At 52.1% G+C, this 10899-nt stretch carries 12 protein-coding genes and 1 tRNA gene; 7 read left to right on the top strand and 6 right to left on the bottom strand.

Annotation, left to right across the window (positions count from 1 at the left end; all coding sequences use genetic code 11):
* Nucleotides 1–780: 780 nt before the first annotated feature.
* Nucleotides 781–868, bottom strand: a tRNA-Ser gene (locus V7676_RS06760).
* A 105-nt stretch (nucleotides 869–973) separates the two neighbouring features.
* On the opposite strand from V7676_RS06760, the gene V7676_RS06755 reads away from it, so the two are divergent.
* The 5 genes from V7676_RS06755 to V7676_RS06735 all read left to right on the top strand — a co-directional run bounded on the left by V7676_RS06755 (nucleotide 974) and on the right by V7676_RS06735 (nucleotide 4997).
* Entirely contained in the window at nucleotides 974–1945 is a 972-nt protein-coding gene (locus V7676_RS06755; protein WP_335658867.1) for a peptidylprolyl isomerase, read from the top strand.
* Between the two features lie 118 nt (nucleotides 1946–2063).
* Complete coding sequence (locus V7676_RS06750) at nucleotides 2064–3029, top strand: peptidylprolyl isomerase (protein WP_335658866.1); 966 nt, start codon at nucleotides 2064–2066, stop codon at nucleotides 3027–3029.
* An 85-nt stretch (nucleotides 3030–3114) separates the two neighbouring features.
* Nucleotides 3115–4242 (top strand): alanine dehydrogenase, encoded by a 1128-nt coding sequence (ald, locus tag V7676_RS06745; RefSeq protein WP_335658865.1) that lies wholly within the window; start codon nucleotides 3115–3117, stop codon nucleotides 4240–4242.
* Nucleotides 4239–4454 (top strand): DUF5818 domain-containing protein, encoded by a 216-nt coding sequence (locus V7676_RS06740; RefSeq protein WP_335658864.1) that lies wholly within the window; start codon nucleotides 4239–4241, stop codon nucleotides 4452–4454. The genes ald and V7676_RS06740 overlap by 4 nt, the downstream gene beginning before the upstream one ends.
* 18 nt (nucleotides 4455–4472) lie before the next feature.
* Nucleotides 4473–4997 carry a GNAT family N-acetyltransferase gene (locus V7676_RS06735; RefSeq protein ID WP_335658863.1) on the top strand — a complete coding sequence of 175 codons (525 nt, stop codon included), beginning with the start codon at nucleotides 4473–4475 and terminating at the stop codon, nucleotides 4995–4997.
* A gap of 5 nt (nucleotides 4998–5002) precedes the next feature.
* On the opposite strand, the gene rpoN is transcribed toward V7676_RS06735, so the two are convergent.
* The 5 genes from rpoN to V7676_RS06710 all read right to left on the bottom strand — a co-directional run bounded on the left by rpoN (nucleotide 5003) and on the right by V7676_RS06710 (nucleotide 9421).
* Nucleotides 5003–6526, bottom strand: a complete 1524-nt coding sequence (rpoN, locus tag V7676_RS06730; RefSeq protein ID WP_335658862.1) for an RNA polymerase factor sigma-54 — start codon at nucleotides 6524–6526, stop codon at nucleotides 5003–5005.
* A 19-nt stretch (nucleotides 6527–6545) separates the two neighbouring features.
* A complete protein-coding gene (lptB, locus tag V7676_RS06725; protein ID WP_442955400.1) occupies nucleotides 6546–7340 on the bottom strand; it encodes an LPS export ABC transporter ATP-binding protein in 795 nt (264 codons plus the stop codon).
* A 212-nt stretch (nucleotides 7341–7552) separates the two neighbouring features.
* Complete coding sequence (locus tag V7676_RS06720; RefSeq protein ID WP_335658861.1) at nucleotides 7553–8101, bottom strand: LptA/OstA family protein; 549 nt, start codon at nucleotides 8099–8101, stop codon at nucleotides 7553–7555.
* Nucleotides 8102–8746, bottom strand: a complete 645-nt coding sequence (gene lptC, locus V7676_RS06715) for an LPS export ABC transporter periplasmic protein LptC (protein ID WP_335658860.1) — start codon at nucleotides 8744–8746, stop codon at nucleotides 8102–8104.
* Nucleotides 8747–8803: 57 nt separating this feature from the next.
* A complete protein-coding gene (locus V7676_RS06710) occupies nucleotides 8804–9421 on the bottom strand; it encodes a ribonuclease D (protein WP_335658859.1) in 618 nt (205 codons plus the stop codon).
* 149 nt (nucleotides 9422–9570) lie between these two features.
* Between V7676_RS06710 and V7676_RS06705 the strand changes: the two genes are divergently transcribed.
* Nucleotides 9571–9933, top strand: coding sequence for a DUF4870 family protein (locus V7676_RS06705; RefSeq protein WP_335658858.1), 363 nt, complete (start codon nucleotides 9571–9573; stop codon nucleotides 9931–9933).
* A gap of 189 nt (nucleotides 9934–10122) precedes the next feature.
* Nucleotides 10123–10803, top strand: coding sequence for a cold-shock protein (locus V7676_RS06700; protein WP_335658857.1), 681 nt, complete (start codon nucleotides 10123–10125; stop codon nucleotides 10801–10803).
* The last annotated feature ends 96 nt before the right edge of the window (nucleotides 10804–10899 follow it).

The raw sequence follows: 10899 nt of genomic DNA, 5'->3' as shown, positions 1-10899 counted from the left end.
AGCTTCATTTCAAGGAGCCGTTCCTGCACAAATCTTTTTTACGTATATGGATACATATAAAGGACATGTTCGGTAACATATCAAAGCGTGAGCCTTAATACGAAACCTATGGAACGACTTAAATTTACTACGAGTATCTACGCCTTAAAACCGTAGAACCCGGAGCCGCCGCCCACATGTCCCTTCATCTATTATTACAATGTCAAAGAGCCCGTACAAAACAAAGACAACGATTTTTCCCGCTATCACTACCGGGGAGAACCGTTGTATTCAAATTTTGACGACCAACACCGTGGGGCCCATGTGAGCCACGTCGTGCCGGTGAAAACGTCTCTAAGCAGACCAACCGATTCCGTCAACACCCTTTTTTCGTAAATCTGCAAATTAAAAGCCGTAACGCTTAATAGACCATCATCAGATAATTTGATGACTATTCGGAGTTTTAAATTAAGCAGCTATTTGATGCTATCCACTCAGCCGATATTAAAAGGCTATCTACACGCCACTTACTCATCGCTCCTTTTACAAGATATTGGCCTATAATATATGTCTGATCGTTCAGTTCCCCCGAGGCAGGAACCAGCTAGCCGGTCAGTCTTTGCATATCCATAGCTGCGGTGACCAAAAGCCCAACGATAGCCAGTGACCCATTTGCACCCGAGCAAACTAGCCATACTGCGCAAGACGGCGAAGTCGCTCCACTATCCTGCCCTATAAAGACAGACACTATGTGAGCTGGGCGTGCCAAACAAATAAGCTACTGATTTTAAATGATAAAAATGGCGGAGCCGGAGGGATTCGAACCCTCGATAGGTTGCCCTATACACGCTTTCCAAGCGTGCGCGATCGACCACTCTGCCACGGCTCCGCACTGCTAGCCAGAATCATAAGTGGTTCGAAACTCTGACAGCGCCGCTTCCCTAGTGCGCAAAACGCTCTTTCGCAAGGACTTGCTTGCGGTTAGGGTCCCTCTATGAAAAAAAAGATACTGATGGCACCGTTTGCTGCGCTTCTCGCGCTTGCTCCTCTCTCTGCGCAAGAGCCGGAGAAGAAGGAATATCCCAGCCCTAATGCAATTGTTGATGCTGCTCCGGCGGATGACTGGACATCTATAGCGGCCAGTGATTTGCTGGTCATGGATCTGGCGTCAGATGCAAAAGGTGAGGCGCGGCGCGTGATCATCCAGTTGATACCGCCGCCTTTTTCCCAAGGGTGGGTCGGCAATATCCGCAAACTCGCGGCAGCGAAATTCTGGGACGGGACCAGCATTAACCGGGTGCAGGATAATTATGTCGTGCAATGGGGGGATGCCGGTTACGACAATCCGGAATCGGGCGAGACGGAGCAGAAGGCTTTGCCGGACGATTTGGTAGAAGTGCCAGAGAGCGAATATGACGTGCACATGCATATGGAAGAAAAAATCCATCTCTCGCACAATTTGCAACTGGAGAGTCCTGCTGATGCTTATGCCAGTTGGGGATATTTTGACCAAGGATGGCCGATCGCAAGCGACACTGTCTCGAAATGGCCCGTTCACTGCTACGGTGCCGTTGGCGTGGGTCGTAATCTCTCCCCCGATACAGGAAGCGGTGCAGAGCTTTATACCGTCATCGGCCATGCGCCGCGTCATCTGGATCGCAATATTGCAGTGGTCGGACGGATTATCGAGGGGATGGAGCATCTGTCCAGCCTGCCACGCGGAAAGGGTCAATTGGGTTTCTATGCCGATGCCAGTAAGCGGGTACCGATCCAGTCTATTCGTATAGGCAGCAACCTACCACCGGAAGATCAGCCGAAATTTGAATATCTCAGCACCGTCAGCGGTACCTTTTTCGAATATGCCGACGCCCGCGCCAATCGCCGCGATCCGTTTTTTATCAAACCAGCAGGTGGCGCAGATATTTGCAATATTCCGGTGCCCGTACGGCGGGTAATGACAAAGTGAATTTCCCTTTCCTACATGCGGCAAAAATATTAGCGTGGTGCCAAATTCGAAAATGGCGGCCTGCGGCTATAAAAGGGTGTGGTTTGTGTTAACTTTGCCCAAGGGAAAGGATAAGAATATGCGCATAAACGGTATCAGAAACTTTTCATTTCTGGGGGCAGTATTAGCCCTATTATCCACGCCCGCTTATGCGCAAGAAGAAGCGCCTGCCCCGACGCCTGAGCAAATACTTGCCGCAGCCCCGGCTGATCACTGGCTGCCGATTCCGGTGAGCGATCTTATCATCTTTACCCTTCCCGATGGCGCTGATGGACAGAAACGCCAAACGGTGATTCAACTGATCCCTACGGAACTGTCTGGCGCGCATGTGCGCAACGTCCGAAAATTTGCGGCTGCGCGCTGGTGGGATGGCACAAAAATTTATCGCGTTGCCAAAGATTTTGTGACGCAATTTGGCGGCAACCCCGACAATAAGAACCTTCCGAAGAATCTGGAAACCGTGCCGGAAAGCGATTATTTCAACGCGGCTTTGGGGGCAAAGCGCGATACCGATATGGCGGCGCTGGATGCAGCGGTCGAGTATAGCAACACATATCAGGGCACGGAAATCCGGCCGCTGATGAAAATCATCTATGAAACCTATGGCGCAAAAGTTGGCTTTGGCGGCGGATGGCCGATTGGGTCGAAGGATGGCAACGCCTTTCCGCTCACCTGTCGCGGGGCGCTTTCGCCCGCCCATTATGATCCGCCAGATGCGGGCAGCGGCGCGGAAATTTCCATTGTAACGGGCGAAGCAGCGCGCAGTCTCGACATGACGTTCGGCATGGTCGGGCGCGTGATTGACGGGTTAGAGCATGTTACCAACCTGCCGCTCGGCACACACGCGGGTGGCTTTTATGAGGATAAGTCCCAGCATATCCGGATCAGTTCGGTCCGCTTAGCCAGCGAGTTGCCCCTCGCCGAGCAACCGCGCTATGAGTATCTGGCGAGCTACAGCCCTTCGCTGCTACAATATATTGCGGCCCATGGGGGCTATGGCAATATCTGTTCAGTGCCAGTGCCGATTAGGAAAATTACCGAATAATGTAATTTAATTGCGTCACTCGCTCGCGCATGTCATATTTTACTGATATTGTTCTGGAACAAGACTCGAAAAAAGGAACCTCCCCATGCGCGTCGGAACCCCGAAAGAAATCAAAAACCACGAATATCGCGTTGGCCTGACCCCGGAATCAGTGCGGGAATTGTCGGCCCATGGCCATGATATACTGGTCGAAACCGGTGCTGGTCTGGGCATTGGTGCCGGAGACGATGAATATATCGCGGCAGGCGCGACCATTGCCAGCACTGCATCCGAAATATTCGAAAAATGCGATATGGTCGTGAAAGTGAAAGAGCCTCAACCGGCCGAGCGCGCCATGCTGCGCGAAGGACAGATTTTATTCACCTATCTCCACCTCGCCCCCGATCCGGAGCAAACCGCCGATCTGGTCAAATCCAAAGCCATCTGCATAGCTTATGAAACCGTTACCGGGTCTGGCGGTCTGCCCTTGCTCAAACCGATGAGTCAGGTGGCCGGACGCATGTCGATACAGGCTGGTGCGACGGCGCTGGAAAAAGCCCATGGTGGACGCGGTATATTATTAGGCGGTGTTCCGGGCGTTGCCCCCGGTAAAGTGACTATCATCGGCGGCGGCGTGGTCGGCTTTAACGCGGCGCAAATGGCTGCAGGACTGGGCGCCGATGTCACCATATTGGACCGCGATCCCGATGTGCTGGAAAGTTTAGGCAATTATTTTGAAGCACGGGCAAAAACCCGTTTCTCGAACAAGGCCAATCTTGCCGAATGTGTGGCCGAGGCTGATCTGGTCATCGGCGCGGTGCTGATCCCTGGCGCAGAGGCACCCAAGCTGGTGAGCCGTGACATGCTGTCGACCATGCGGCCCGGCTCTGTATTGGCCGATGTCGCGATTGATCAGGGTGGCTGTTTTGAAACGTCGCGGCCCACAACCCACCAAGACCCCACTTATGTGGTCGATGATATTGTCCATTATTGCGTGGCAAATATGCCGGGCGCGGTATCGCGGACATCTACCTATGCACTCAACAACGTCACCCTGCCCCATACGCTGGCCATTGCCGACAAGGGCTGGGAAGCCGCCTTGCGCGATGATGCGCATCTCGCCGAGGGGCTGAACGTGTGGAACGGCCATGTCACCTACCGCGCCGTGGCGGAAGACTTGGGATATGATTATATGCCGGTGTCAGAAATTGTGGGTCTTACCGCTGTCGCATGACCGAAAATGCGCCATCCCCCTTGGAATATAGCGGGCTGTTGGTACGCGATGGTGGCTGTTTTGTCCTGCAATCCGATGATGGTGTGCGCTATCGACTTATATTGTTGCGGACGCCGATTGACGAAGTGGAGAAGCACGTCATCGTCACCGGACAATTAATCGATGACCATCAAATCGAGGCCGATGGCGTGCGGCTATCAGACGGAAACTGACCCGTGAAGCCGCAGGACATGTTTATAGGAGTAGCGCAGGAACAGGATATTCCAGCCCTGCACATGCTGGTAGAAAGCGCCTATCGCGGAGAGAGTGCCACACGTGGATGGACGCATGAAGCCGATCTACTGGGCGGTCAGCGCACCGATCAAGTGGCTTTGCGAGACAATATTCGGGACAAGAACCAGATCATATTGCTCGCCATGGACGGAGAAAAGATTGCCGGCTGTGTCCAGTTAGCGCGGGTCCAAGACGGTCTTGTCTATCTGGGCCTGCTGACTGTTGACCCGCACCGTCAAGCAGGTGGCCTTGGCAAGATGCTGCTGAACGCAGCAGAGCTTTATGGAACCGAAAAATGGCAAACCAAAGCGGTTGAAATGACAGTTATCCGCCAACGCACCGATTTAATCGCTTATTATGAAAGGCGGGGATATGCCCCAACGGGGGAACGGCGTCCGTTCCCTCTTGATAATCCGCGCTATGGCCTGCCCAAGACGCAGGATCTGGAATTTGTGGTTTTACGGAAAGTGCTTACAGCGTAAATCGCTTAAGCCGCCTTGCCTTCCAGAGCTTTCTGCCGGCGGCGTTGGACCGAACTACCCAGCCCCAAAGCCTCACGATATTTCGCTACCGTCCGGCGGGCAATATCAAAGCCTTTATCTTTTAACAACACCACCAACTTATCATCGGACAGGATTTTCTTCGGATCCTCATTATCGATTAGCGACTTGATATGGCTCTTCACCGCTTCTGCCGATGCCGCCTCTCCGCCGGTTGATGATTGGATACCGCTGGTGAAGAAATATTTCAGTTCAAAGGTGCCCCGCGAACAGGATAGATATTTGTTCGATGTCACCCGGCTCACCGTCGATTCGTGCATCTCGATCTTTTCAGCCACATTTTTCAGCGTCAACGGGCGCAAATGGGCGACACCGTCGCGGAAGAAATTCTCCTGCTGCTTCACGATTTCGGTCGCAACCTTGATAATCGTGCGCTGCCGCTGGTCGAGCGCTTTAACCAGCCAACTAGCATCGGCCAAACAGTCACTCAGCCATTCTTTCGATGCCTTATCCTGCGCGCCATCTTTCAGTTCCGCAAAATAGGTACGGTTGACCAGCACCTTGGGCAGCGTTGCGCTGTTAATTTCGATCAGCCATTTACCAGCTCGTTCGGCAATGAATATATCGGGCACCACAACCTGCACATCGCCGCCGCCAATCTTGCAGCCCGGCTTGGGATCATAGGCGCGAATCTCTGATATCATGTCCATCAGGTCTTCATCATCCACGCCGCAGATGCGTTTAAGCTGCGGCAAAGCCCCTTTGGCGAGCAAATCCAGATTATCTATCAGCCGTTCCATCGCCGGATCATAGCGATCCGCTTCCTTCGCCTGAAGCGCTAGACATTCCGCCAAGTCCCGCGCGCCAACGCCAACGGGATCAAGGCTTTGCACTTCCACCAATATCCGCTTTACTTCGTCAAGCTGCACACCCAGCCGATGCGCGAACTCCAGTAGGTCACCTTGCAAATAGCCGCATTCATCAATCTGATCGATAAGATGCTGAGCAATGAACAGGTCCCGACCCGATAATATCGCGCCCGCCTGTTCCATTAGATAATCCGCCAGTGTCGTTTCGGCGACCAGCATATTTTCAAAGTCAGGTGCCTCACCGCCAACAGCGCCGCTACCAGACGAGGACGAACCATTGAGACCGAGCCCACCATCCAAGGCGCCATCACTGTCACTGATACTGTTATTGGTAAACTGGTCGGCATCACCTGCCATATCCAAAGAGGCTTCCGCGTCGGCAGGCCCAGATGATAATATTTCGTCGCTGCCCTGCGTCCCTGGCTCCGGCGAACGGTCAATTTCACCTTCGCCGCCTTCATCCCCTTTTGATTCTGCGCCGAGATCACCCGTTTCTAGCAACGGGTTTTTTTCGATTTCTTCAGCGATATAAGTTTCAAGTTCGAGATTAGACAAAGCCAATAGCTTGATCGCCTGCTGCAATTGCGGCGTCATTATCAGCGATTGGCTTTGCCTTAGGTCGAGACGGGGGCCAAGAGCCATTATTCTGGTTGCCACCTAATCACAGGGAAAATCCCTCGCCCAGATAAAGCCGACGGACATTTTCATCTTTAACCAGCGCCTCCGGGCTACCTGCAAACAAGACTTGGCCATCATAAATGATGCAGGCACGGTCGACAATATCCAGCGTCTCACGAACATTATGGTCAGTAATCAATACGCCAATGCCGCGATTTTTCAATTGCACCACGAGATCGCGAATATCGGAAATGGAAATCGGATCAATCCCTGCAAAAGGCTCGTCCAGTAAGATGATCGACGGGTCGGCCGCCAAAGCGCGGGCGATTTCACAGCGGCGGCGTTCACCGCCCGAGAGCGCCATAGCAGGAGAGCTGCGTAATTTTGTAAGTCCGAATTCGTCGAGTAACCGGTCCAGCGTTTCAGCGCGAACAGCTTTATCACTCTCAACCATTTCCAGAACGGCAAGAATATTTTGCTCTACCGTCATGCCGCGAAAAATTGAGGTTTCTTGCGGTAAATAACCAAGGCCCAAAATCGCGCGGCGATACATGGGAAGCTGTGTAATATCTTCACCATCCAGCATGATGCGTCCGGCATCGGGACGCACAAGCCCCATGACGGAATAGAAACAGGTCGTCTTACCAGCGCCGTTGGGGCCAAGCAGACCGACCACTTCACCGCGTCCCACGGACAACGATACATCCGACAATACGGCGCGTTTGTCATAGCTTTTAGCAATCGACACAACCGCAAGGCCATGTTCCATAGCATCGCTCGCCATGGCGGAACCGGGATCGGCCATGGCTGGCATATCAAGAATCGTTGCGTCGTTCATCTCAGTCCTTTGGCTCTGGGGATATTTGCACCCCATAAGATTGTGCAATGGTTAACAGCATGGCCCAATTTACTCGAAATTGGCAAGCTTTATGCATGATAAGTCGGAAATGCTTGTTTCTAGCGCGATTGTACCGAGATTCGTCGATGATCAACGAGCAAGGCAATCGGACAATCATTGAAAAATCTAATTTATCGCCAAATGGGAGAAAATTAATTGGTGCGTTGGGGGACCGTGAACGTACCCGTGACCCGGCCATTAGAATTTTGACCGCCCGAAGCAGCACCGCCAGCGGAGCGCCCATCTATGGTCGATCGGCCTGACGCCAGATCGATAATCACACGCCCACCTGACAATCTGTTCGTGCCCTGCGTCAATGTTACATTACCAATCAAAGTGATGAGCCGCCGATTAAGGTCATAAATGGCCACATTTCCTTTCGCCGTATCACCGCCTTTACGGATAGTGACGCCGCCAGAGGCATCAATACGGTCAACCTCGATACCGCCGGTATTGCGATAGGCGACGGTCATCCGCGAAGAATTCAACACCAGCCCGGCCTGTTCAACCCGAACCGCACCGGAAAGCACGACACGATCGGCACGGTCTTGCACTTCAATCCGACCGGCATCGAAATTAACCGGGGCGTTGCTGTTGTGGCCGCCAAATACTTGAGCGGGTGCGGGGCCGGCAAATGTCAGCACGGTCGCAGTGGCGATCAGCGCACCAGCGGCGGCTGTAAGGAAAGAACGCTGTTTCATCTATCGCCCTCTTAGTCCGTTTTGCACGATTCGCAACTTTGCGTTGCCATCCAGTGTGACAGTTCGTTCTGTCATATCTGCTTTCAGCCGATCGCTGCGGAATGTCCCAATATTGGTCCGCCCTTCTACAGGGGCATCACTTGTCAATGTCCGCCGCTTCAAATCTACAGTAACGTTGTCGGTGCTCAGCCGATATCCGCCCGCACTTTCCAGCTGCAAAGTGCCAGGAACCTTTACATCTTCATTTTCCATATCATAGCGGCCTTCGTTGGCACGGATTTGCGCCGGACCATCGGCCAATAATATCCGCGCCGAAAGATCCGTTAATTCCACGACGGCTTCGCGTGAACTTTTCTGCACTGCCGAACCCGCTTTGATAGAAAAAGGCCGACCTTCGCTGTCTTCACCGCGATAAAGCGCCTCGGTTACCCGCATCCGTTCCTTTGCAACATCAACCTTATTCTTATCCAGAACAAAGCTGAGTTCGCCGCTCATTGTAAACGGTGCAAGCGCCAGAACAGCAGCCAAGATACCGACGCCCAGTGGCAATATAACCCGCAAAAACCGAACATTGCGGTCATGGCTTCCTCCGGGGGAAGCAAATTGCTGACGCTTGGTCTTGATATGTTCGGTTGTGATAGTCATTTTTCTGTGGACCTGGTGCACCCGTCAAAATTTAGGACTGCTGAACTGGAAACCAATTCAGGCATGGGCGAAAATATCTGTTTCCGGCCAGCCAGCAATGTCAAGCCGCGCACGATGCGGCAAAAAGTCGAAACAAGCCTGCGCCATTGCAGTGCGGCCTTCGCGTTCCAGGCGGACTTCCAACTCGTCTTTCAAACGGTGCAAAAAACGGACATCGGATGCCGCATAATCACGCTGTGCTTCGCTCAGCACCGGGCCGCCCCAATCACTTGATTGTTGTTGTTTGGAAATATCCTGACCGAGCAATTCGCGAACCAGTTCTTTCAGTCCATGGCGGTCGGTATAAGTACGGATCAATCGCGATGCTATTTTTGTACAGAATACCGGCTCTGCCATTACGCCCATATAATATTCGATCGCGGCAAGATCGAAGCGCGCAAAATGGTAAAATTTGGTTCGGGCAGGGTCGGCCAGAACCTGTTTCAAATTCGGTGCAGCATAATCACTGTCGGGATTGAAACGCACCAGATGTTCATCGCCCTGACCGTCGGATATCTGGAGCAAACAGAGCCGGTCGCGCAATGTTTGCAGGCCCATTGTCTCCGTATCGACAGCAACCGGTCCATCCGCCAGCACGCCAGCAGGCAGGTCTTCCTCGTGAAAAAATACGGCCATTAATGATTCGCTCCAAATCTCTGGATTTCAAAATATTTCGGAAATAAGTTCGATTAAGATATAGCATGTGCCGCAGCATGCGATAAACAGCAAGAATTAGATTGCTGTTAAACCACGGATATTGGAGCGGTAAAAAGGGGAAGACCAAGATGACTGATCAATCACCACAGCCAGTTTCGGGCGGTTTTGATATGAATAAGGCTACGATTATATCTTTGCTTTACATTGCCAGTTTCGTTGTTGGCATTACCGGCCTTGTCGGCGTCATTCTTGCTTTTGTTTGGAAGGGTGAGGTGGCTGGCACGTGGGAAGAAAGTCATTTGGAGTTTCATATCAGAACTTTTGTCATCGGTTTGATTGGCAGTGTGATCGGAATTATATTATCGGTTGTGCTCATTGGCATACCGATCCTTATCGCTTTGGCAATTTGGGTTCTGATACGGTCGATTCTTGCACTTTTAAAGGCCCAGAAACACGAACCGATAGCTGACGCAAAAACCTGGCTTGTCTAAATCGTTAGTTCCGCTATATCCCCAATATAGCCAGAAATAACCTTGATGTAGATTTTTATTCGCTTAACTCATGGTTTTTCTATATAGTTACGTCGCGCGATATAGAGATTCGCGTAAGAAAATGCTTGGGCCATCGTCCGCTTCGGCATTGGATTTAGTTTCTAGGGCGAATTGAAAGACGATTCGAGAATGGGTTTTGATAGAAACCGGCGTGGCAGAGGCCGGGACAAGCGTGATAGCTTTGGCGATGAGAATTTTGATGGATATCAAGGCGAAAGCGCCCCTCCGGTAGAGCGATATACACGACCGGATAGCGGATTTGGTGGCGGCGGACAACGCGGCGGCGGCGGTCAAGGCGGCGGAATGCCAGACCAGGTCGTCGGCGAAAGTACCGGCAAGGTAAAATTCTTCAATGCGCAAAAAGGCTTTGGCTTTATCGTGCAAGATACTGGCGGCGAAGATGTCTTCGTACATATCAGTCAAGTTGAACGCGCCGGCTTAAAAGGCCTTGCCGAAGGGCAAGGTTTGCGATTCTCTTTGGTCGACCGTGGCGGAAAAGTCTCGGCATCCGATATTCAAGTTGAAGGCGATTTGATAGAAGTTGCAGAAGCAGCGCCTCGTGAAGAACGCAGCGCCCCACAAACACGCGAGCTAACCGGCGAGAAAGCAACCGGCACTGTTAAATTCTTCAATAGCATGAAAGGCTTTGGCTTCATCCAGCGTGATGACGGCGAGCCTGATGCGTTTGTCCATATCTCGGCGGTAGAACGCGCTGGTATGAGCGGACTGGAAGAAGGCGATAAGCTGGAATTTGAACTGGAAGTTGATAAGCGCGGCAAGACTGCAGCGGTAAATCTGGTTTCAAAATAGACTCTAATCTACAGGCGGCTTGTTTCTGGCTGATATAACAAAATCTAGCGGGCGAAAGTCCGCTATTTTTTTGCCTGTGATATTCGGAATACGAAA

Origin of the sequence: Parasphingorhabdus sp. (genome assembly GCF_036963805.1) — a bacterium.
Taxonomy (GTDB): domain Bacteria; phylum Pseudomonadota; class Alphaproteobacteria; order Sphingomonadales; family Sphingomonadaceae; genus Parasphingorhabdus.
The sequence above is the reverse complement of the archived record's forward strand: the minus strand, read 5'-3'. Positions and strand labels throughout refer to the sequence as shown.

What these genes read in the sequence shown, in the direction of transcription:
- lptB (WP_442955400.1), bottom strand. Translation starts at nt 7,340, where the DNA reads ATGAACGACGCAACGATTCTTGATATGCCAGCCATGGCCGATCCCGGT.
- lptC (WP_335658860.1), bottom strand. Translation starts at nt 8,746, where the DNA reads ATGACTATCACAACCGAACATATCAAGACCAAGCGTCAGCAATTTGCT.
- V7676_RS06755 (WP_335658867.1), top strand. Translation starts at nt 974, where the DNA reads ATGAAAAAAAAGATACTGATGGCACCGTTTGCTGCGCTTCTCGCGCTT.
- V7676_RS06740 (WP_335658864.1), top strand. Translation starts at nt 4,239, where the DNA reads ATGACCGAAAATGCGCCATCCCCCTTGGAATATAGCGGGCTGTTGGTA.
- V7676_RS06720 (WP_335658861.1), bottom strand. Translation starts at nt 8,101, where the DNA reads ATGAAACAGCGTTCTTTCCTTACAGCCGCCGCTGGTGCGCTGATCGCC.
- V7676_RS06735 (WP_335658863.1), top strand. Translation starts at nt 4,473, where the DNA reads ATGTTTATAGGAGTAGCGCAGGAACAGGATATTCCAGCCCTGCACATG.
- rpoN (WP_335658862.1), bottom strand. Translation starts at nt 6,526, where the DNA reads ATGGCTCTTGGCCCCCGTCTCGACCTAAGGCAAAGCCAATCGCTGATA.
- V7676_RS06710 (WP_335658859.1), bottom strand. Translation starts at nt 9,421, where the DNA reads ATGGCCGTATTTTTTCACGAGGAAGACCTGCCTGCTGGCGTGCTGGCG.
- V7676_RS06705 (WP_335658858.1), top strand. Translation starts at nt 9,571, where the DNA reads ATGACTGATCAATCACCACAGCCAGTTTCGGGCGGTTTTGATATGAAT.
- V7676_RS06750 (WP_335658866.1), top strand. Translation starts at nt 2,064, where the DNA reads ATGCGCATAAACGGTATCAGAAACTTTTCATTTCTGGGGGCAGTATTA.
- ald (WP_335658865.1), top strand. Translation starts at nt 3,115, where the DNA reads ATGCGCGTCGGAACCCCGAAAGAAATCAAAAACCACGAATATCGCGTT.
- V7676_RS06700 (WP_335658857.1), top strand. Translation starts at nt 10,123, where the DNA reads ATGGGTTTTGATAGAAACCGGCGTGGCAGAGGCCGGGACAAGCGTGAT.